The sequence below is a fragment of the Rubritalea marina DSM 17716 genome, assembly GCF_000378105.1.
In the GTDB taxonomy this organism is placed as follows: Bacteria; Verrucomicrobiota; Verrucomicrobiia; order Verrucomicrobiales; family Akkermansiaceae; genus Rubritalea; species Rubritalea marina.
Window position 1 is genome coordinate 131,376 of sequence record NZ_KB899252.1, and the last position, 21,661, is coordinate 153,036.

17 protein-coding genes are annotated in these 21,661 nt (G+C 51.7%); 7 read left to right on the forward strand and 10 right to left on the reverse strand.

What is annotated here, in order from left to right; genetic code table 11:
• Positions 1-28: 28 nt before the first annotated feature.
• From F454_RS0106370 to F454_RS0106405, 8 genes are all read right to left on the reverse strand, one after another.
• On the reverse strand, positions 29-361 hold the full coding sequence (locus F454_RS0106370) for a hypothetical protein (protein WP_018969805.1): 333 nt from the start codon (positions 359-361) through the stop codon (positions 29-31).
• A 42-nt stretch (positions 362-403) separates the two neighbouring features.
• Entirely contained in the window at positions 404-1,849 is a 1,446-nt protein-coding gene (locus tag F454_RS0106375) for a hypothetical protein (RefSeq protein WP_018969806.1), read from the reverse strand.
• Positions 1,850-1,891: 42 nt separating this feature from the next.
• Entirely contained in the window at positions 1,892-2,548 is a 657-nt protein-coding gene (locus tag F454_RS0106380) for a c-type cytochrome (RefSeq protein ID WP_018969807.1), read from the reverse strand.
• A gap of 26 nt (positions 2,549-2,574) precedes the next feature.
• On the reverse strand, positions 2,575-3,126 hold the full coding sequence (locus F454_RS0106385; RefSeq protein WP_018969808.1) for a DUF3341 domain-containing protein: 552 nt from the start codon (positions 3,124-3,126) through the stop codon (positions 2,575-2,577).
• Between the two features lie 39 nt (positions 3,127-3,165).
• Positions 3,166-4,662 (reverse strand): NrfD/PsrC family molybdoenzyme membrane anchor subunit, encoded by a 1,497-nt coding sequence (gene nrfD, locus F454_RS0106390; RefSeq protein ID WP_018969809.1) that lies wholly within the window; start codon positions 4,660-4,662, stop codon positions 3,166-3,168.
• Between the two features lie 55 nt (positions 4,663-4,717).
• Positions 4,718-8,182 (reverse strand): TAT-variant-translocated molybdopterin oxidoreductase, encoded by a 3,465-nt coding sequence (locus F454_RS0106395; RefSeq protein WP_018969810.1) that lies wholly within the window; start codon positions 8,180-8,182, stop codon positions 4,718-4,720.
• A 38-nt stretch (positions 8,183-8,220) separates the two neighbouring features.
• A complete protein-coding gene (locus F454_RS0106400; protein ID WP_018969811.1) occupies positions 8,221-8,961 on the reverse strand; it encodes a cytochrome c3 family protein in 741 nt (246 codons plus the stop codon).
• A 315-nt stretch (positions 8,962-9,276) separates the two neighbouring features.
• Positions 9,277-10,251, reverse strand: coding sequence for a 2-hydroxyacid dehydrogenase (locus tag F454_RS0106405; protein WP_018969812.1), 975 nt, complete (start codon positions 10,249-10,251; stop codon positions 9,277-9,279).
• Between the two features lie 153 nt (positions 10,252-10,404).
• On the opposite strand from F454_RS0106405, the gene F454_RS15680 reads away from it, so the two are divergent.
• The 6 genes from F454_RS15680 to F454_RS0106435 all read left to right on the forward strand — a co-directional run bounded on the left by F454_RS15680 (position 10,405) and on the right by F454_RS0106435 (position 17,044).
• Entirely contained in the window at positions 10,405-11,229 is an 825-nt protein-coding gene (locus F454_RS15680; RefSeq protein WP_018969813.1) for an alpha/beta hydrolase, read from the forward strand.
• A gap of 102 nt (positions 11,230-11,331) precedes the next feature.
• On the forward strand, positions 11,332-12,252 hold the full coding sequence (locus F454_RS0106415; RefSeq protein ID WP_018969814.1) for an alpha/beta hydrolase: 921 nt from the start codon (positions 11,332-11,334) through the stop codon (positions 12,250-12,252).
• 43 nt (positions 12,253-12,295) lie between these two features.
• Positions 12,296-14,146, forward strand: coding sequence for a sulfatase (locus tag F454_RS0106420; RefSeq protein WP_018969815.1), 1,851 nt, complete (start codon positions 12,296-12,298; stop codon positions 14,144-14,146).
• A gap of 156 nt (positions 14,147-14,302) precedes the next feature.
• The gene (locus F454_RS0106425; RefSeq protein ID WP_018969816.1) at positions 14,303-15,046 is read left to right on the forward strand and encodes a hypothetical protein; all 744 of its coding nucleotides are present in this window, start codon (positions 14,303-14,305) and stop codon (positions 15,044-15,046) included.
• 165 nt (positions 15,047-15,211) lie between these two features.
• Positions 15,212-16,027 (forward strand): PEP-CTERM sorting domain-containing protein, encoded by an 816-nt coding sequence (locus F454_RS0106430; RefSeq protein ID WP_018969817.1) that lies wholly within the window; start codon positions 15,212-15,214, stop codon positions 16,025-16,027.
• Positions 16,028-16,246: 219 nt separating this feature from the next.
• Positions 16,247-17,044: a hypothetical protein gene (locus F454_RS0106435; protein WP_018969818.1), complete on the forward strand. Its 798-nt coding sequence runs from the start codon at positions 16,247-16,249 to the stop codon at positions 17,042-17,044.
• On the opposite strand, the gene F454_RS0106440 is transcribed toward F454_RS0106435, so the two are convergent.
• Both F454_RS0106440 and F454_RS0106445 read right to left on the reverse strand, forming a co-directional pair.
• A complete protein-coding gene (locus F454_RS0106440; RefSeq protein WP_026292752.1) occupies positions 17,041-17,973 on the reverse strand; it encodes a 2-dehydropantoate 2-reductase in 933 nt (310 codons plus the stop codon). The genes F454_RS0106435 and F454_RS0106440 overlap by 4 nt on opposite strands.
• A 239-nt stretch (positions 17,974-18,212) precedes the next feature.
• Positions 18,213-20,876, reverse strand: coding sequence for a PVC-type heme-binding CxxCH protein (locus F454_RS0106445; protein ID WP_018969820.1), 2,664 nt, complete (start codon positions 20,874-20,876; stop codon positions 18,213-18,215).
• A 190-nt stretch (positions 20,877-21,066) separates the two neighbouring features.
• Between F454_RS0106445 and F454_RS0106450 the strand changes: the two genes are divergently transcribed.
• Positions 21,067-21,660 carry an HNH endonuclease gene (locus tag F454_RS0106450; RefSeq protein WP_018969821.1) on the forward strand — a complete coding sequence of 198 codons (594 nt, stop codon included), beginning with the start codon at positions 21,067-21,069 and terminating at the stop codon, positions 21,658-21,660.
• Position 21,661 lies beyond the last annotated feature (1 nt).

Genomic DNA, 21,661 nt, shown 5'->3' on the forward strand with positions numbered 1-21,661 from the left:
TGAAATGTGCAGGTTTCTTAGCGCGGAATTAGTTGAACTTCTTGCCGTGGGCCATGCTGGATGCGCTTGGCTGTTGGAGAAGACCCATTTCTTTACCGAGTCCGAATACGTCTTCTGGCTTCACCTTGACGGTGCCGTCGCCATTGTCGCTGTAGCTATTGCGCTCCTTGAGCTGCTCAGCCTTGATTTTGTTGTAGGTTTCAGTGCGAACTTTGCCTTTTTCAGTCTCGGCATCGATCACGTTGTCTTGCACCGCGTTCTTAACCAACACTGCTGCAATAGCAAATGATAGGAAGAGTGCAAGCCCCCACCAGAAGGTATTGAATCGACGAAGTGGTGTGTCTCTTAGATTCGGTTCCATGGTAATGATAATCAGAAGTTAGTAGTTATCCGGCTAGCTGGATTAGTTGTGAAGGTTTGCGGATTCGAGGATGCGTGGATCGCGGTTCGGGTAAGTATTCGCGCTACCGAGGTTGCGAACGAAGACGAACACGAAGAAAGCTCCCACGGTGATGAAGGCTACGATGTCACCAAGGTAAGCTTTGTGCGGTGCCGTGAGAAGGATCTCGCCCTCGTGTCCAGCGAACTTATTCATCACGGAGAGTGATGGGCCACGCTCAGGAATGATGGCAATGTAGAGGTCGAGGATGTGCATCACCAACAAGTAGATGCAGATCGGCACAACAAACTTCACCTTCTTCTTCATGTAGTGAGGAAGAAGCACTGCGAATGGCAGAGCAAAGTGAAGGAATACGAGTAGTGTGCTCCAGAGGTTCCAGTTTACTGAGCCATCAGATGAGTTACGTAGAAGGAAGTAAGTGGTTTCCTCAGTGATGTTGGCGTACCAGATGAGCATGAACTGCGAGAATGATACGTAGGCCCAGAAGATCACGAAGGCGTGCATGAGCTTGCCCATGATGTGGTAGTGCTCTTGTGAAGTCACTGTCGTGAGGTAGCCTTTTGATCGCAGCCATGTGAGTGTGAGGATGAGCACCGCCATGGAGTTGAGCGCACAGCCAGCGAAGAACCACACACCATACATGGTGGAGAACCACTTGTAGTCAGTCCCCATCATGAAATCGAAGGCGATGAAGGTCGCAATCACTGCAAAGAATGGCATCACAGCACAGGATAGCTTTCGCGTGAGGATGAGGCGGCGAGTCGTCGGGTTTGGATCCTTGTCTTGGTCGATGGAAAACTTACGTAAGAAGAAGATTCCTGCACCGAGCACCACGAAGAAGAGAATCACGCGAGTGAGCCAGTTCTCAAGGGACATGTACCACTTCTTCACTTTGAGAAGGTGATCGTATGGCTCGTGTGTTGCGTAAAGTTGCGCCTTCTCAGGTGACTTGTAGGCGCCACCAGGTGCGTGCTCGTCTAGGTCTTCAGTACCTGCTACGACCTTTGCCTCGTAGCCTTTCTTGCCATCTACTTTGACCTCAACAGCCTCAACAGTCTGCTGAACGTAGCGATGGCGATTCATCCACTCATACAGGTCATCCTGAACTGATGGAATCATGAGCGGAATGGCAATGACAGCGAAGAATGGGAACACAAAGCCGAGGTTCTCCATGATGCGGCGGATGCTCACCCCCCAACCGGAGTTGGTGACATGGTGGAGCGTGGTCCAGAAAACACCACCAAGAGTCAAGGTGATGAAGAAGATGAAGGCAAACAACCACGAGTATGCGTAACCCGCACCCCATGTTTCGTTACTGAAGAGCAAGAAGGATGCAATTGCACCTGCTACAAAGATCAAAAGCGAGATCAACTTAACCTTGCTGAGGTCTTTCTTCGCGATTTGCTCGCCGTTTGCTGGAATGTCCTGAGATGTGACGTGATGTGCCATGGGACTAGTAAAGTTATAAAGTGAGTGTGAGTGGGAAGGAAATTACTGAGCAGCTTCGTAAGCGGCTTTGACTTGCTCGAGTGGAGCTTTGCGAGCGTATTGGAGTGAACGGATGTATGCGATGACTGCCCAGCGATCCTTGAGATCGATCTGATAACCAAATGCTGCCATGTTACCACGGCCATTAGCGATCACGTCGAACATACCGCCGTCTGGCAGCGTGGAGTCGATGAGATTGAAGACACCTGGAACACCGTATGATGCTACCACGCCCTTACCGTTACCAGACACGCCGTGGCATGCTGCACAGTTGGAGTCGAACACAACCTTACCGCGCTTGATGAACGCTTCGAGATTTGCTTCGTCGAGAGCGAGATCAGACACTGGAAGTCCAGTACCGAAGACCTTCTCGTCAAACATCCCAGTGTGGTAGTAGCTGTTGTCGTTGGTGAATTGCTTGGCATTCTCGTCAGCAAGGTCCGCCTGAACGAGCCCTTGTGGAACGGTATTCTCGACCGGAAGGCGAGCACCATTGTTGTCAGCAAAGAACGGGCTGAGTTCCTGAGCGTCGATGCGGTCCTGCTCATCCATATCTGGGAAGATACGAATCGGAGTGTCCTTGAACTTTTCGCCACGGAAACCGCCGATGCTTACAACGAGTACAGCGAGAAGTGCGTAGATGATAAAGAAATAGCGCATAATGTTAGTAGGTGAAATGGTTGCTATTAGTCTTCTTCGACGAGTTCAATGTTGGATCCGCCGGCTTCTTCCAAGAGTGACTTGGTTTCTTCTGCGGAAAAATTAGGATCGCGGGCTTCGATGGCGATGAAGAAGCCATCGTCGGTCACGCGGTTGAATTGGCGGCTAGCAAAGAGCGGGTGGTTCAGGCGAGGAAGGCCCATCAGACCGAGCACACAGAAAAGCACCGTGAAACCTGAGAACAGGATGGTAAGCTCAAACATGATCGGGAAGAACGCCGCGGTGGTGAAGATGTTGGCTGGCTTGTCCTGCACAATTGTTGGGTAGATCAACACCTGGGTGATGAATGCCAAGCTAAAGCCGGTAAGGAGACCAGTGGATCCTCCGAAGAACACGAAGTATGGTAGGATCGAGCGCTTCACACCCATGGCATCATCGAGGCCGTGAATCGGGTATGAGGAATAACAATCCCACTTTTTAAATCCAGCATCGCGCACTTTTTCTGCACCTTTGTAGAGTGCTGATGCGCTTTCAAATTCGGCAAGGTAGCCGTAGACGCGTTTTACTTTTGTACTCACTGTTGTGTGATAGGTAAAGGTTTCGTGATTCGTGTGGGATTAGCACTCAACGTTTGGATTTTCATTGAGCTCGTACTGATAGGAAGCTTCCTTCTTCACGCCCTTATCTGGGTGTGCTTTGTGGTCGTCAAAGTGAGGGTCACTTTCGAGGAGTGTCCACTTCACCTCTGCAATGTTGATACATGGCAAGAAGCGTAGGAAGAGAAGGAAGAGTGTGAGGAACATACCGATAGTTCCTACGAAAGTAAGAACATCCACTGAGCTAGCCTCGTAGTACTTCCAGTCACCTGGGAGCCACATACGTGGGAGTGTGGTTACGATGATCACGAATCGCTCGAACCACATACCGATGTTCACGAGCATACAAGTACCCATGACCACCCAGAGGTTCTCACGCATTTTCTTGAACCAGAAGATCTGAGGAGCAATCACGTTACAGAACATCATCAGAACGTAAGCCCACCAGTACGGACCAGTGATACGTAGCTTGAAGGCTTCCATCTCGAACTTCGCACCAGAGTAGAAGGCCACGAAAAGCTCCATGATGTAGGCGTAACCGACGATCGTACCAGTCGCTAGAATGATCTTACACATGTTTTCGATGTGCTTCATGGTGATCACGTCGTGCAGACCATAGATCGAACGCGCAGGCACCATGATGGTGATCACCATTGCGAATCCACCGAAGATCGCACCAGCCACGAAGTATGGCGGGAAGATCGTGGTGTGCCAACCTGGTACAGTTGAGGTCGCAAAGTCAAAGGAAACGATAGAGTGAACCGATAGAACCAGCGGAGTAGAAAGCGCTGCGAGGAGAAGGTACATCATTTCGTAGTGGCTCCACTGGCGGTTTCCGCCGCGCCAGCCGAGTGAAAAGATACCGTAGAGCACCTTGCGGATACCTGGCTTCGCACGGTCGCGGATGGTTGCTAGGTCAGGAACCATGCCCATGTACCAGAAGATAAGTGAGATTGTGAAGTAGGTGGAAACCGCAAACACGTCCCAAAGTAGTGGTGACTTGAAGTTCTGCCAGATCGCATTCGCGTTCGGAATAGGTGCAAGGAACCAAGCCATCCAAACACGCCCGACGTGGAAGGCTGGGAAAATACCCGCACAGCAAACCGCGAAGATCGTCATCGCTTCCGCCGCTCGGTTAATCGAGGTTCGCCAGTTCTGGCGCGTCAGGAAAAGAATCGCAGAGATCAGCGTACCAGCGTGGCCGATACCGATCCAGAATACGAAGTTCACAATCGGCCAACCCCACATCGTGCGGTTTGTGTTACCCCAGACACCAACACCAGTGGATACGAGGTAAGTCAGACCACCACCCACGCCAATGAGGGCGATGAGTGCGCACGGAATGAAGAGGATCCACCAAAGTAATGGTTGTGGCTTCTCGACGATTCCGGCAATACGATCGGTGATCCATGAATAGGATCTGTTGTTGAGGATAAGCTTTTCACGCTCCAATACTGGGAGCTGGAAATTCTTATCTTCGGAGTTTTGCTCCGTACTTGTTGATGCTGTATCAGCCATGGTAGGTTGCTAGATTAGATTTAGAACGGTTGGAGAAATTACTGATTCGTTGCAATTAGTGCATGTGGACTGTTGCCTTACCGACATACTCTTTACCAGGCATGTTGGTGTTCGGGTTCTTCACGCGAGCGAGGTAGCTAGTGCGTGGACGTGTGCCGATGTAGTTCAAGAGATCGTAGGCGCGGTCATTGATGATCTTATTGTTCTCATCTTTGATGCGGCTGATCATGGACTTAGGGTCTAGAAGGTTACCGAAGACAATCGCGCCAGCGTCACAGGCATCTTGACATGCAACACGAACGGAGTCGGTCTTAGGCATGAGCTTTTCAGCAGTGATGGTTGCCTTGGTAGAACCGCCAGCCACAGCCAGAGCTTCTTGCTTGGCGAGCTTCTTCGCTTCGATCTTAGCGGACTGAAGGCGCTGCACACAGTAGGTGCACTTCTCCATCACACCACGCATACGAACTGACACGTTCGGGTTGCGCTGGAGTGACTTAGAATCACCTTCCTGCTTCACACCCATCGGCCCCTTGTAGAGATTCTTGTGGATCAGCGGGTTGCGCTTATTGTAGTCAAAGAAGTTGAAACGACGTGCCTTGTACGGGCAGTTGTTTGCACAGTAACGCGTTCCGATACAACGGTTGTAAGCCATGGTGTTAAGGCCGTCTTCTGAGTGCACCGTGGCATTCACAGGACAAACGGTTTCACATGGAGCAGACTCACACTGCACACAAGCGACTGGCTGAGGAATCATCTCTGGAGACTTTTCCCACTCGTCGGTACCTTCTGGGTACTGATCGAGGTCTGGTGCTGCAAAGTAGCGATCCATACGGATCCAGTGCATTTCACGTCCCATTGCCACCTGAGTCTTGCCCACTACTGGGATGTTGTTCTCAGCCTGGCAAGCAACGAGACAGGCATTACAACCATTACAAACGTTGAGGTCGATGCTCATCGCCCACTGCTGGGACTTGTCAAAGAGGTTTGGCTTTTCTTCACGGCCGGCAAGACCTGAGGTGATAGGACCACCATTGGTAACACCTTTGTAGAGGCTCATGTTCTCAGGGATGTGAGAATCCATGCCTTGCTTCTGCACACCCTTGATCTGAGCTGCGTAGTCTTTGTGAGTCAGCTTGTCTTCAGCTGTTGAGATCTCACGAGCAAGAGCGCGTCCGTACATGGAGTGGTGCTCCTGAGTACGTGCCATCTTGTAGGTTGCGCCGTTTTCAGCACGAGCGATGCTAGCTCCTTGGGCAAAGTAATCAACACCACCACGGAGTGGGTAGGCGTTGAAGCCAGCGTTCACGCCGACAGAAGAAACGTTGCCTTTGCCATCCTGATTGTAGCTGATGCCTCCATTCTTAAACTCAGAAGCGAAGTGCTCATCGTAGCCCTGGCCGTAACCGAGGGAGATAGAAATCACATTGGCTGCCATCCCGAAGGCAACAATCACTGGAGCCTCTAGAGTCTTACCATTGATCGTGATTTTCGCTACTGGAGCAAAGAGGCTAGGACCTTCACCTTCTTCAGGCACATCGGACTTCTTGAGGTCGCGATCATCAAAACCAAGGCTCGCCCACCAAGCTGCACCCTTCTTCTCAAGCTCTACGAGCTCTTCGTAGATGCCGAGATCTTTGGCTGTCTCTGGCGCGAGGTAAATTGCGTTATCCCAGCACACCTTGGAGATTGGATCCGGTGCTTCCTGGAGCCATGCGTTGTCGATGTAGCGACCATCAAAAACGGAACCGTCCGTGCTGTAGACGATGTCGAGTGCCTTCGCTGACGGCTCAGCTTGAGCCTTGAGCGCCGGCACTGGAGGAGCAGCGACTACTGAAGCGAGTGCGTACTGACTACCTTTGAGGAAGCCTTCACGAAGAAGCTTCATCCAGGCCGCTTCAGCAGCTTTGGCACCAGTCACAGGATGGACAGTGGAATCGAATGTCTTACGTACTGCAGTGTATGCAGGGGAAAGTGCGGATGTGTTTGAGTCGTGGAGCTTGCCATCGCGAAGCGCGAGAAGTAGCTCAAGCTCAGAAACGCCGCCGTAAAGCGGAAGAATCATCGGCTGCACGATGGTGTACACACCAGATGAGGTAAAGGAATCGCCCCAGCTTTCAAGGTAGTGAGCAGCGGGGACGTGCAGGTCTGCAGCATTTGCAGACGCATTCAAACGAAGACCAAGCTGAACGATCTTCACCTTGGAAAGCGCTTCTGTGAGTGCTTCATTTTCCAAGACTGGGTTCGCAGGGGTGAGTAAGATCACGGTATCGAGCGCCTTAGCATTGATATCTGCCACAAGCTGTTCCGCATTAGCAAGACCGGCCTTCTGGGTCTTCACTGCGTTGAGTGATTTACCGTAAGCACCGAGCTTCACATTCACAAGGTGCGCGAGATCGTGAAGCTCCTTATCGTAGCGGGAACCTAGAAGCACCAATGCTTCACCGCGATGCTTGGCGAGATCCTTGGCACACTCTTTGACCCACTTTTCCTTCTTACCAGTAAACTTACCACCAGGGATGGCAACTGACACACCGAGTTCACTTGCCAACTGGGCAAGGAAGCGACCAATCTGAGATGGAGCCACTGGAGCACGGTGATCGGCCATACCGCCGGTCAGTGAGTACGTCGGCTCAGCAACATAGAGACGGTTGAGATTCTTCTTATTCTGTACCGCATCCTTATCGTAGTTGCGGCCATTGACGTGGCGACGATCGTAGAAGCCCTTTACTGGGCCCTGCTTATCAAGCTCTAGGAAGTCTGAATCGAGAGAGAGGATTGCTTTCGCTTGTGCATAGTCAGCAACAAGCTCAGCGCCTGCACCAAAGATCGCTTCATTCGAAGCCTTGCGGCCTGCACCTGCAAGCGCCTCGTAGGAGTAAAACTTCGCGCCAGCAAACTTCTGCGCCAACTCACCGCGAAGGTGCGTGCGAGTTGCTGAGTCATCTTCACCGAAGACAAAACCCACCTTACCGGAAGCTGTCCACTCAGCGAGCTGCTTTTCAGCTGTAGCACGGCTCACCTTTTGCCCTTTATTGAGGAAGTCGCGGGAGCGTGCTGGATTGTAAAGATCAAGAATTGATGCCTGATCAAAAGCGCTCTGACCATCATTACCTGGGTGAATGCGGTTAGGCTCGAGCTTGGTTGGACGGCCCTGGTAGTTTGTCACCACTGCCGGCACGGCACCTCCTGCTGTTGGGATAGATGATGCGTAGTAGAGCGGCTTGCCGGGGATCACCCATTCTGGAGCGTTCACGTAAGGCACGATAAGCTCTTCTGGGCGACGACACGCTGCCAAACCGAAACCTGCAAGTGCGGTTGAAGCCCCCATGACCTTCATGAAACTACGGCGGGATGTCTCACGATCATCTTCATCGATCATCGTCTCAGCGGCACGTGGAAACTCGCGCTCCAACCACTGACGAAGACCGTGTGTGTCTTCTAACTCACCAGCACTGCGCCACACCTTCGTGCTCGCTTCATTCGCTGGAATCTCTGGATGTTGCCATTTACGTTTGCTCATTGTAGGCGGAAATTTTGAAGTTTAGAGAATGATGAAAATTATCGGTGACATGTCGCACAGCTTTCTTTCGGCTGCACATCCCAATGGTTCTTAAGGAAGGTGCCAACCACCTCCTGCACTTCTTCCTCAGAAGCCGCAGAGTCGTAGTCCTCACCAAATACCGCAGCCCTAAAATCAGGGTGCGTCTCAACATAATTTTTCGCGGTGTAATCAAGATTGAAAACCTCCTCGAGCGGACGAAGGTGCTTCTCAGGAGCACGGTGACAATCCAAACAGAAACCCATGCTGTGATCCTTCGCTTGGTAGACCACACGCATCTCGTTCACATTACCGTGACAGCTCACACAGGAAACACCACGGCTGAGGTGAGCGGAGTGATCAAAGAACACATAGTCAGGTGACTTGTGAATGCGCACCCACTTCACCGGCTCGCCAGTGTAACCTTCAAAAGACTTATCAATCGCACGACGGAGAGGCACAAGCTTCTCACTTTCCGTCTTCACATGCTGGTGACATGTCCAACAACGATCAGCTGTGGGAATATTTGCATGCCCTGACTCCTCTGCAAAAGAGTGACAGAAACGACAATCCATACCCAACTGCTTCACGTGCAGCTCATGATCATACGGGATCGGCTGATCCGGCATGTAGCCAACACGCTGAGTCTTAGGAGTCGCGTAGTAAGAGAATGCAATTACAACACCAAATGCAAGAGCACCGAGACAGATCGCAATCTTGATTGGTAGTAGGTTGGTCCAACGAGGAAAAATATTAGCCATGTGTAAGAGTCGTTACTTGTCTAACCCGATCACCGCAGACTGCTAGATTGCAGCAAGCACCAATTGGGCTCGACGAGTATCAATATGAACGCACACTTTGCAATCCGAAAAACCCTAGGATCCCATTTTCCTCATAAGGCATTTATGCTCACCGAGTAAACAACGCAAAACCCATCCAACGACATCAACAAAACTGCCTAACGATCAACGAAATCTGCGAAGATTGTTAGCACCTCAGAAGGAGATCATTATAATAATGAATGATCCTATCAGACATTCTAATAACACGCATGAATGTGCTCCAATTTTTAGGTTTTAAACTCCATTTCGCAGATCAACACCAGCCTGATAATCTGCGATATTATCCATGGTTGTCCCCACAATCCCAGCCATCGCCTCATGAGTGAAAAACGCCTGATGACCAGTGATCAATACGTTAGGAAATGTCATCAAGCGCATCAGCACATCATCTTGAATAATTCCAGAGGACTGATCAGCAAAGAAGTAATCGCGCTCCTCTTCATAGACATCCATCGCTAGGTAGCCTAACTGGCCAGTTTTTAGCGCAGCAATCGCAGCAGACGCATCGACCAATGCCCCCCGACCCGTATTAATCAGAGTGAAGCCTGGCTTCGACTTTAGGAATGTCTCTTGATTGTACAAGTGATAGGTATCTTCCAAAAGCGGACAATGCAGACTAACCACATCGCATTCACGATACAATTCCTCAGGATCAACTAATTCAAACTGTCGCGCCTCCTCTGAAGGATAGGGATCGCACACCAACACCCTACACCCCATGCCATTCATGATTTTTGCGAATGCGATCCCGATCTTTCCAGTACCGAACACCCCCACGGTCTTGCCAAACAAGTCAAAGCCCATCAGCCCATGAAGCTCAAAGTTCCCCTCCCTCACTCGATTGTAAGCTCGGTGTGTTTTACGATTCAATGTCAGCAACATTGCCACCGCATGCTCAGCGACAGCATGAGGTGAATAGGCTGGCACCCTAGCCACCTTCAAGCCGAGCTCCCTCGCGGCTTCAATATCCACATTGTTGTAACCAGCACAGCGAAGCGCCACCAAACGCACCCCCTCATGCCTCAATCTCACTAACACCTCACGGGTGAGTTCATCATTCACAAACACGCACACCGCTTCGCACCCAGCAGCCAAGGGAGCAGTCTCAGAGCGAAGCGCATTCTTCAGAAACAAAAATTCATGCTCACCTTGAGCCTTCTTAAAGAACTCCTTGTCGTACTCTTTAGTCGAATAAAATGCCACTCTCATGATTGACTCAAACTACAAAGGCATGGGCCAAGCCACAAGACTCATCGCGAGACAATTCCGACCCACAGAAATCAGCCTCCTACATCTATCCGATTAACAGCGAGGCTCTATCAGTCTATAGAGAGACATCACGACAGACAAACTTTCACCCGCATGATCATAAAATCCATCCGCGCCGCCGTCATCCTCGCAGCACTCCTTAGCTCACTATCAACACAATCCGCCGAGCCAACTCACACGAGGCTGGATGCCATCGCCATCTGGGACGACCGACCTATCGACCCAGCGAAGATTGCCGAGACTATCAAAAATGTTGGAGTCTTCCAACACGTCACCAACCCAGCGATCATTGCCTACTTACCTCCAAAGGAAAAAGCGAATGGCACTTCACTCCTGATTTGCCCGGGTGGCGGCTACTCAGGCTTGGCTTGGCTCCACCACGTCGAACGCCTTGCACCATTCTTCGCCGAGCGCGGCATCGCCGTCATCGGCCTCAAATATCGCACCAACTATGCCGAAAATAAAATACCCGAAGACCCAGTGGCTGACTTCAATCAAGCCATCAAGGTCGTACGCCAGCACGCCAAAGAGTGGAATTTGGACCCCAAAAAAATCGTTGGCACGGGCTTCTCAGCTGGAGCAAACCTCCTCTTACAATACGCCTGCACTCCTGGTGGAGAAACCATTGACCACCTCAACTTCCTCTGCCTTTGGCCATATTTCCGTGAGCCAGCAACTTACAAAATCCAAAAGAAAGACCTCAACACCATCCTCTTTACTACGGGAGAAGATAAAATCGCCCCAGCTGCATTCTCGATCGCAATGACCGACATCCTCAAGCTATCCGACTGCGATGCCACGCTCAAAATGTACGAGAAAGGCACGCACATGGCTTTCAACTGGGAAGTGAACGGCTCACGGGTGGACTGGGCTCAGGACTTCCTCAAATGGCTCGAAAGCGAAGGGCTCATAGAGTAGCGTCTGCGATATTTGTCAAAAGACAGCATTACCTTCCTATGTGAAACACCTGTAAAGCCTCATGCGTAGTGATGGGTTGAGCTTAACTTCAAAAGCAAACCCATGAAACACCACCTACACGCCATCCTTCTATCAAGTGCCGTTGGCTTGGCAAATTTCACTTCAGCCGCCCCCACAGTCACCCTCTGGCCAGAGGGCACAGCTCTCACCGACCCAACAATCCTGGAAGAAGAACACGAGCAACAAAAAGGCACCGTACGCAACATCCACAATCCGAACCTCACCGTTCACACACCACAACAACCTAATGGTGCAGCCGTGGTCATCTGTCCAGGTGGCGGCTACCATTGGATCGCAAGCGGCCACGAAGGCCACGCAGTTGCCAAACGCCTCAACCAGGAAGGCATCACCGCCTTTGTCCTCAAGTACCGCCTCCCCACCACGCCTGATGTAGAGTACAAGCACCCAATTCCTGTGTCAGATGCACTTCGGGCAGTCCAGTGGGTTCGCTTCCACGCCAAAGACTACCAATTAGATCCTCAAAAAATTGGGCTGATGGGCTTCTCAGCTGGGGGCCACCTCACCGCCACTGCTGGCACACACTTCGATAAAGTCCAATTCGGTAGCGACGCCATAGCAAAAGTGAGCAGCCGCCCCGACTTCCTTGGTCTTGGCTATGCGGTCATCAGCACCCGCCCTGACATCGCCCACGGCTGTGTCACCTCCCCACTCCCCGAGGCTCAAAAAACCAGCAAGCGCGACTCCATGTCAATGGAATCTCATGTCACCGCCCAGACTCCACCAGCCTTCATTTTCCACGCCAAAGACGACCAAGGCGTCCTCCCTGGCAACAGCGAAGCAATGCACCAAGCCCTCAAAGAAAAAGGCGTTCCATCTGAACTCAAACTCTACGAAAAAGGCGGCCATGGTTTCGGACTCGGTCGTCCAGAAAACGACTCCTCCCAGTGGAGCCGCGACTTCATTGCTTGGCTCAAACAACAAAATTTCATCCCCAAAGACTAGCCAGACACAACAGCCTCCAATCAACAACATCCACTCACTGCCCATGAAATTGAATGTATCACTCGCCCTACTAGCTGGCTCACTCAGCCTCTATGCCGAGCGCCCAGCAAAGCCGAATATCATCCTGCTACTCACCGACGACCTCGGCTGGCAGGATGTGAAATGCTACGACATCGATGAACCCTCCCCGATGGAAACCCCGAACCTCGATGCCCTCGCCAAAGATGGCGTCATGTTCTGGCAAGCGTACTCACCAGCTCCAACATGCGGCCCGAGTCGCTGCGCCATCATGAGCGGCACTCACCCAGCCCGGGCAAACATGACTCACGTCTCAGGCGGAAAGCCTCCGCACCCACACCACCCAACTGGCTGGAACTACATGTCTCCATGGTACACCGCGAGCATGCCAGTAGAGACCGTGACGATAGCCGACGCCCTCAAGACAAATGGCTACACCACGGGCCATAGCGGCAAATGGCATATGTCAATGAACCATCATGGCTACCCGCAACCCAAGGATCAAGGGTTTGACTTCTCGGAAGGCTCCAGAGGAGTCCAGTCACGCATGCAAAACCGCATCAAAGACTTCGCCACCACGGACCCAAAGCATCCATTCCGCCTGGATCCAAATGGCTTCCCATACGATCAAACAACTGCAGACGCCATGAAGTTTCTTGATCAAAGTAAAGGCGAACCATTCTTCCTCTACTTTGCCACTTGGCTCGTCCACGGACCGTGGCACACCTACAGCGAACAATTACTCAATAAGTATGTCGAAAAGCTCGGTGTCGAGCTCACCCCAGAAGCGAAAGATAGCTGGAAGGTAGAAGGACAAAATAACCCATTCTACTGTGCGATGGTCGAACAACTCGACTACTACATCGGCGGCATGATCGACTACCTCAAAACCACTGACGACCCACGTTGGCCAGGGCACAAGCTCATCGAAAACACCTACATCATCGTCTCCTCAGACAATGGAGGCATGTGTAACGGTGGCCGCAAGGAAGTTGTCACAACAAACAAACCTCTGCAAAAAGGTAAAATATCCGCGATGGAAGGCGGAACACGCGTGCCGCTCATTGTCTATGGCCCCACTATCCCCAAAGGTATCCAATCCGACGTCATGGTCAATGGGCTAGACTTCTACCCCACCATCCTATCACTCACAGGCACAGCAACACCGAAAAACAAGCACTTCGATGGCTGCGACCTCAGCTCGCTACTTGAGCGAGACCCTCGGGACGCCAAGCTCGTCCTAGATTCCAAGCAGCAAGTCAGAGACACCATGATCTGGCACTTCCCAAACTCAGCCGCCCAAGAGAGTACCATCCGCATTGGGGACTACAAACTCGTGCGCAATTATTTCGACAAGCCAGCACTAGAACTCTACCGGCTCTACGACTCTTCGAATGGCACGCAAAAACGCGTGGACATTGAAGAAGCAAAAAACCTAGCGGAATCGATGCCTGAGAAAACCAATTCAATGAATGCCGCACTCACTGCCGCACTCTCCGAAATGGACGCAAGCTACCCACATCTGAACCCGAATTCACCTCGGAACCCGCTGGGTAAAAAAGCACCAACAGTAAGCTCATCCAAGCAATCTGGCCGCCAGATCACCGTCACCTACCAAGACAATGGGACCAAACTCAACCGCGCCGATCTCATCTACACCAAGAATGGGAACGACCGCTACGAGGAGTGGTTTCGTGTGCCAGCTACCATCGGTGCAGACAACACCATCAACGCCACCCTCCCCAAAGGCACCACTCACTTCTTTATCAACCTCATCGATGCCAATAACTTCCTCGTAAGCTTCCCTAAAATCGACCGAAAAAAGATGACCAAGAAAAAGGCCAAATACGCTGGGATCGCCATTGCTGTAGAATAGACCCCAACACAATCACTCCTCCACTAGCGAAGGTTGCCCAGCATCCTTCGCTTTTTTTATGCATCATCTACCATCTATCAATATCTTGTTGTATCACACAGGATTCCGTCTAAAATAAACTACCATTTCCCCATAAACCTCACACAACCCAACATCATGACATCAATCCCCACCGTCACTTGCGCATTAGGCCTCATCGCACTCAGCCCCACTATTTCAGCCAAACCCATACTCCATGAAACTTTCAGCTCTCCCCAAAAACTGACTCCCATGGGCCGCGTCTTCGACACCACACTCGACCTCGGCTGGCGCTCCACCATCGGCTACGGGGATGACCACCTAGGACAGTCGATGTGGGAAATCGCAGCAGACGATGGTGGCCGGCTCCAGAACACCACATCCGATGCTACCGCCAGCTACATCCAAGGCGAGGCACCCGCCTGGCAGTGGTTCTCCAACCCCCATGCCTCATACAGCAAAAGCACTACAATAAGCATCAGCTTCGATTACGCCGCCGACGGAGATGACCAACTCATGCTCCACCTCTGGGCAGTCCAGAAAACCAATGATTCCGGATCACAACCCTGGATCACTAACAACCAAGGCTGGATTCATGGTTTCAGCTGCCAAAATGAAGCTCTCAGCAAAGGTGGCTACAAACCATACAACCTAAAAACAGGCAAAGCCCTACCGTGGCCTCAAGACATCGCAATCACTACCCTCAAAGGCCAAGGGACATATCAGCAAGTCATCGACCTCAAATCTCTTAACATACCAGGCATCAACTCCCTTGCTGACATCGATACATTCTTCATCGCCTTCGCCGCTAAAGAAGCCGGTGGCGGAACGATGTGGGTGAAAAACCTCCAGCTCACAGAAAACAAAACGACGTCCAAGTAATCCACCTAACACAAACACCCCTGAATTCCCTTGTTGACACATCATGTGTTTACAGGATAATGACTTTTAATACATTTAGGTGAATGAACGAGTTAACTTAATCATTTTCAGCCACCGCCATCAATCACGCGGGATAGATTTCAGAACCCCCAAACCCCACACCCCATGAAGAAACAAACACTCCACACAGCTATTGCAAGCATCACCGCAATAGCAAGCAGCCAAGGCGCAACCCTTCTCTCAGAAAACTTTGATGCCCTCCCTACAGTCACACCGATCGGCCGAGTCTTTGACAATCAGCTAGACGTATCTGGCTGGCAGTCCACCACGGGTTATGGCGCAGTTCATTCCAACCCATCCAACTGGGAAACTTCAAGTGACGGAGGTGGTGGTCGCTTACAAAACACAACAAACGACACCACGAGCTACGTCCAAGGTGAGACTCCAGCATGGAAGTGGTTCAGTAATGTCAGTACTGGTGCCAACACCGACACACTCATCAACCTTCAGTTCGATTACGCAACAGAAGGCGCAGACACACTGACTGTGCACTTCTGGGCAGTTCAATCAGGGGTCACGCCAGGATCAAACAGCTGGATCACCAACAACCAAGGTTGGAACAATGGCAACAGTAACCAAAACGAAACTGCAAGTAGCGGCGGCTATGCCCCATATGACCTCAATACAGGTGCAGTCATTCCGAATAGTGGCGCCACTTACTTCGGCTCCCCACTCAATGGCACGGGAACCTTCAACGCGACGATCAACCTCAGCACACTTGGCATGTCCGGTGTGAGTGATGTGGGTGACATCGATACCTTCTTCATCGCCTTTGCTGGTGATGAAACAGGAGATGGCACAGGCACTACCACCACTTGGGTAGACAATCTCACCATCACTTCCGCCCCGGTCCCAGAACCGAGCAGCATTGCTCTTCTTGGCCTAGGTGCTCTGGCGTGTTTCACGCGCCGCAAACGATAACCACATTCATTATCAACCGACAATCATGGTCTCACTGGATTCTCCAGTGAGACCTTTTCGTTAAAACCTATCAACTCCCCTGGCTCAGAAGAACTGATACTCTTCGATTGACTCTGCCACCATTGCTGGTCAATATCGCACATCTTCCTTGTTGAAAAAAAGATATCATTTTTAACAACAAGTCATCACGACCATCAATTCCCCAGCCACTAAATCACTGTGTCTCATCCTCGCGCCTCCATCATACTTGCCCTACTTTCATGCACCGTCTGTTCCTCTTATGCTGGCAAACTTCTGGAAGAACAGTTCAATGATGTAGGCATACTCAAAGCTGAGTTCCGCGTGTTCGACCACCTCGTTGATGCCGGTTGGAGGTCCTCCATGGGAGAGACCACAGATGGCAAAAACAATGCTGTGATCACCTGGGCGGTCACGGATAGAAATCGGCTCGAACTCAACAGCACAGACACAAATGATACGCGCGTCAGTGAATCCCCAGCATTCATTTGGATAAGCAACCCATCCAAAGATAGTAGTAACGATTCACTACTCAAACTCACCTTCGACTACGGCAGCGATGGTGGCGACACCATTTTTGTCAATCTCTGGGCAGTGCATAGCAGCAATGAAACTGCTGAACGCACCTGGATTACAAACAATCAAGGCTGGTTCAACGGATACAGCGCGCAGACTGAAACAGTGAGCAAGGCGGGCAACAAGGTATTCAACCTGCGAGATGGAGAACGCCTCATCGGGACGAAAAAAACATCCCTCAGCGAAGGCCAAAAAGGCCAAGGTTCTTTTCAATGGCAAGTTGACGTCAGCAAGCTAGGCATTGAAGGCGTTCGCAACATTGGAGACATCCAAAGCTTTTTCCTCGCCTTCAGCGTCGCTGAAAAGGGAGGAGGCACAGTATGGGTCGACAACATCTCTCTCCAAAGTGCATCAGACCGCAGCAACAAATCCACCCTCCTCAGCATTGGTCATTTAGATCTTGAGATGGAAAAGTCCAACTAACTCAGCCCCAGTTTACGCTGAATGCGCAGCACCAAGTCTTGCATCTCCGGCACGGGCACACCAAGCCTCTTCGCCACAGCCAGTGGCTGCCCCCAAATCGCATCAAACTCCACCTCTCGACCATCGACAAAGTCGATCATGCTCGACGGGCGATATGGCCCCATCGGCAGGGTGATCTCAATCTGTAGTTCAATAAAACTCTCGGGGATATCATGCCCCAGAGCTGCCGCTACAGCCACCACTTCCGCCATGATTTTTCGCACCTTCGGCTCCAAGCACCGCTGCTGAAGTAGCTCCTCAGTATCCACTCCCCCTTCTGCAATCGCGAGCCCGTTGAAGGGGAAATTCCACACCAGTTTCATCCACTGCGCCTTCTCCAGTGAATCCACTGCTTGGCAAGGAAACCCTGAGCCCTCAAAAGCTTCGGCGATCTGCACCAAGCGTGCGCTCTTACCGCCAACAAGCTCGCCAATGCGAATCAACCCCGATGCGCTATGCGCTATCACCCCCGCTTTGAGACGGTTGATACACACAAAACACAAGCCTGCCATCACACGCTTGGCTCCAAACAATTGCCCCAAATATTCCGCATTACCTAGACCGTTCTGTAGAGTGAGGATCGCAGTTTCTTGGCCGAGCAATGGCCGAATCACCGACTCCGCCGCACCATTCGCCGTAGCCTTCCACGCCACAATGACAAGGTCCACTTCACCAATATCTTCTGAGTTCTGAACACATTGAACCCTTGGCAAATGAAAGTCACCATGGACACTCTTCACCTGCAATCCCCGCTGATTGACCACCTCGTAGTCAGAGCGCAAGAGAAAGGTCACATCGTAGCCGGACTGCGCGAGCCTTGCCCCGTAGTATGACCCAACCGCCCCACTACCAACGATCGCGATTTTCCCCAAACCCATTTGCCTATGCATGGCTCTGGATGTAGCGAATCTCCTCTACAATGGCAACCACTCAACCCCACAAGAGGGATGAGCACCCCAACAATACCCCGTGCGGTTCGGTAAATTTTGCGAAACGCAATACACCAAACCACACGGAGACTCTGCCGAGTAGGAGGCTAAAAATCGTCTTTAACTCATGGCGTCCAGTAAATACCATCGATTAGGCAATCGGCCAGCATGCTATGCTGCCGATCACCACATCATGAGCACTACTTGAGCTGCTGTAGATAAGCCGTGAGGTCGGCTAGATCTTGAGGGTCGGTGAGCCCGAGTTGCTCTGGGTAGAACATGAGGGATTTCTTGGTGTCCTTCACTTCCTTGATCTCACGCCAAGACACCTTCTGTTGTTGACCGCCAAAAGTCACTACAGTGAGGTATGCCGTAGCACCTGCGTTGTTCACGAAGTGCCAGCTACGCTCTTTAGAAGATTTTACCAAGCCATCGATCACACCACCATTCTTGAGATGGACACGCGATGCTGTGAAGCCGTGCGCGATGTCGCGGTCTGGGTAAAGAATCGCATTGAGGATTTGCTCCTTGTTGCGGCTCTGCCCCCACCCAGTGAGACCAGGACCATAGTTCACCCCCATGTCGCCGATCTCGTGACACACCGCACATCGTGCAGCCACGGCCTTGCCCTTGACTGGATCGCCTGCTAGAGCCGTGATCTCCTCCATCTTCGGAATGTTGCGCTCAGTCGGTGGAGCTGGGTGCTCGATCGGCACCGCTGGAGCAGGCTTCGCCACGTTGGCTTCTTTCGCCACGCGGTCACGGTCTACCCATTCGTCCCACTTCTTACCGTCGAGGTTGGTGGTGAGCCACATTTGCACGTACTCCTTTTCTGGAGCATTGAGTGCGTAGAGTTTGAGCATCGACTCAGGCGCTACTGGGCTGTTGATAAAGGCTAGAGTATCGATAGCGAACTTACGTTCTTTGTCGCTGAGGTCTTTGTTCACAGCACGCTCGATGAGCTCAGGTGCCGCCACTTCTGGGTGCAACCTCCAGGTGAGCCAGGCAAACTTAGGATCCCAAGCTTCAACCAACTTGCGCTGGCGGGCCCAGAACGCAGCTTCGTGTCCTAGCATCGCGGAGCCCAATGCCTCAAGGTAGGTGCGGTCGACACCATCCCAGCTGGCATAGAGGCTATCAAGAAGTTCTACTTTGTCCGCGAATGGCACATCGCGCAGAGAGATGAGCACCTCGCGGCGCACACCAGCAGATGCATCTGAACTGAGGTCTGCGAGGTACGGCATCACGTCCACATCAGCACGCTTGAGAGCCATCAGAGCAGTGATGCGCACTTGGTCGTCCGCATCCTTGAGAAGGCTAACACACTGCTTCATCCCCGCATCTCCAAGGTGCGGAAGAAGCCAGATCGGGCGAGCAGCCACGTATGGGTTCTCATCCTGCATCATTTCAAGCAGTGCTGGGAGCGCCTCTGCGCCACGCTTCTTCAAGAGGTGGAAGCCAAGAAAACGTACGTTATCGGACGGGCTGCGCAAAAGAGCAATCTGGCCTTCGAGGGAATCAAAGTCCGTAGCAAACTCAGGCTTGAAACCCTTCGGTGCAATACGGTAGATCGTCCCACTCATGGTGTCATCCAAAGCGGCATGGCCACCCACACGTGGGTCAAACCAGTCAGCAACATAAATCGCGCCGTCTGCGCCCACTTCCACATCAGATGGGCGGAAGTTGTAGGCTTCTTCCACTTCGTTCGCCTTCAAGAAAATACCACGGTCCATGGTGAAGTTCGCACCATCTGGCTTCGGAAAGTAGGACATGATGTCGCGACGGCCAGCGTCACAGGCGAGGTACATCCCTTCAAATTTTTTACCAAGAGCACCATTCTCGTAGAATGCCACCCCCGTAGGTGAACCAGATCCATACACATCGCCAGCTGGCTGAGTACCTGGGTTTTCTTGGCGCCACTGAGCTACTGGGATCGACTGACCTGGGCGACGGTCAGATTCCCATGAATACTTGCCGTCTGCAGAGGAGAAGCCTGCATTACCAAACTCGAGCATGTAGGTGTTGCGACATGCCGGTGGATCGTCGTTATCGCTGTGGAAAATGTTACCAAATGAGTTCATCGTATGCTCATAGGCATTACGCAGGTTGTGGCCCACGATTTCGGTCTGCGTCCCATCTGGGTTGATGCGGGCGATGAAGCCACCGATCCACACCTTGCCATCGTCTGACTTCTTACCAGCAATGGTCATCGGGTCGTAGGCCCATTCACCTTTTTTGTAGCCGCCGCTATAGGAAGATGCGATGCGGAAGGTCTTTCCATCTTTATCGGTGAATTGAGCACCACAGTTGCCCTGGTTGATGTACCACTTCCCGTCAGGGCCTGCAGTGGTGGAGTGAAGTGAGTGGTCGTGGTTCCAACCATTGAAACCATCGAGAAGCACCTCGCGTTTGTCCACCTTCGGGTCGAACTTCAAGTCACCATCGACGTCGGTGTAAACAATCAAGTTTGGCGGCTGAGCCACAAGGATTTTGTTACCGAAAACGCTCACACCGAGTGGCGACACAAGTTCCTTATCCTGAACAAAGACGTGGGAGCTATCAGCCTTCCCATCACCATTGCTGTCTTGAACCACCATGATGCGGTCCCCCTCAGGGCGTCGACCGTTCAAGCGGCGGTAGTTCACCCCCTCAGCCACCCACATGTTGCCATACGCATCCATGTCCATGTTGGTAGGGTTTCCAAAAAGTGGCGACTTCGCCCAGACAGTCACCTCAAGAGAATCATCCACCAACAGGAGCTTCGGATTCACCGTCTCAACCTCAGCATACACCGTTGGCATCGCGCCCAGCGCTGCCAACACGGCTGAGGATTTTTTCAAAAGTCTCAATGGAATACGTTTCATACTTACCTAGCTATTTCCTGCCATTTGAATTCCTGACATAATTTTTTGAAAAATATTTCCACCACCACCAACGCAAGCCGGAAATTCGTCACAACTATGACACAAGGCACTGATAAATAATCATTGATACACTGAATACATCCATGGTATTACTTTAGATGAGTTAAGGAATTCAACCCACCATAAGAATATGAATGCCCTTCACAGCAACTGCGTGCTTGTCCTCAACCGTCAGTGGCAAGCAATTTCGATCATCACACCGGCGACAGCATTCGCACACTTGTCGACGGAAAATGCCAAGGCGCTCAATATCGAAGATCAACATTGTATGGAACCAGTCACCTTGAGCCAATGGTTCAAACTTCCAGTCCGCGAAGGTGACCAATCGATAGGGACAGCAAGTGGCGCTATCCGCATTCCAACCGTCATTGTGCTCAGAGACTTTTCCAAAGTACCCATCCACCGCCCGAAGTTCTGCCTAAAAAACCTTTGGCTCCGTGACGGTGGCCAGTGCCAATACTCTGGCAGGATGCTACGCCCCAGCGAGGCCAGTATCGATCATGTCATCCCGCAGTCACGTGGCGGCGACACCTCATGGGAAAATTGCGTTTTAGCTGAGCGCCTACTCAATTCCCATAAAGGCGCTCGGACGCCGTCTGAAGCGGGACTCAAACTCATCAAAACCCCGATCACCCCACCCCCGGTGCCAGTGACTCTCACACTCAAAAATAAACTCGGCATCGCCGATTGGGATTATTTCCTTATCCCGAACGCCGCAGCCTAGA

Bases quoted from the DNA above. Each gene is read 5' to 3' on its own strand.
- F454_RS0106370 (WP_018969805.1), bottom strand. From the start codon at position 361: ATGGAACCGAATCTAAGAGACACACCACTTCGTCGATTCAATACCTTC.
- F454_RS0106375 (WP_018969806.1), bottom strand. From the start codon at position 1,849: ATGGCACATCACGTCACATCTCAGGACATTCCAGCAAACGGCGAGCAA.
- F454_RS0106380 (WP_018969807.1), bottom strand. From the start codon at position 2,548: ATGCGCTATTTCTTTATCATCTACGCACTTCTCGCTGTACTCGTTGTA.
- nrfD (WP_018969809.1), bottom strand. From the start codon at position 4,662: ATGGCTGATACAGCATCAACAAGTACGGAGCAAAACTCCGAAGATAAG.
- F454_RS0106395 (WP_018969810.1), bottom strand. From the start codon at position 8,182: ATGAGCAAACGTAAATGGCAACATCCAGAGATTCCAGCGAATGAAGCG.
- F454_RS0106400 (WP_018969811.1), bottom strand. From the start codon at position 8,961: ATGGCTAATATTTTTCCTCGTTGGACCAACCTACTACCAATCAAGATT.
- F454_RS0106405 (WP_018969812.1), bottom strand. From the start codon at position 10,251: ATGAGAGTGGCATTTTATTCGACTAAAGAGTACGACAAGGAGTTCTTT.
- F454_RS15680 (WP_018969813.1), top strand. From the start codon at position 10,405: ATGATCATAAAATCCATCCGCGCCGCCGTCATCCTCGCAGCACTCCTT.
- F454_RS0106415 (WP_018969814.1), top strand. From the start codon at position 11,332: ATGAAACACCACCTACACGCCATCCTTCTATCAAGTGCCGTTGGCTTG.
- F454_RS0106420 (WP_018969815.1), top strand. From the start codon at position 12,296: ATGAAATTGAATGTATCACTCGCCCTACTAGCTGGCTCACTCAGCCTC.
- F454_RS0106425 (WP_018969816.1), top strand. From the start codon at position 14,303: ATGACATCAATCCCCACCGTCACTTGCGCATTAGGCCTCATCGCACTC.
- F454_RS0106430 (WP_018969817.1), top strand. From the start codon at position 15,212: ATGAAGAAACAAACACTCCACACAGCTATTGCAAGCATCACCGCAATA.
- F454_RS0106440 (WP_026292752.1), bottom strand. From the start codon at position 17,973: ATGCATAGGCAAATGGGTTTGGGGAAAATCGCGATCGTTGGTAGTGGG.
- F454_RS0106445 (WP_018969820.1), bottom strand. From the start codon at position 20,876: ATGAAACGTATTCCATTGAGACTTTTGAAAAAATCCTCAGCCGTGTTG.
- F454_RS0106450 (WP_018969821.1), top strand. From the start codon at position 21,067: ATGAATGCCCTTCACAGCAACTGCGTGCTTGTCCTCAACCGTCAGTGG.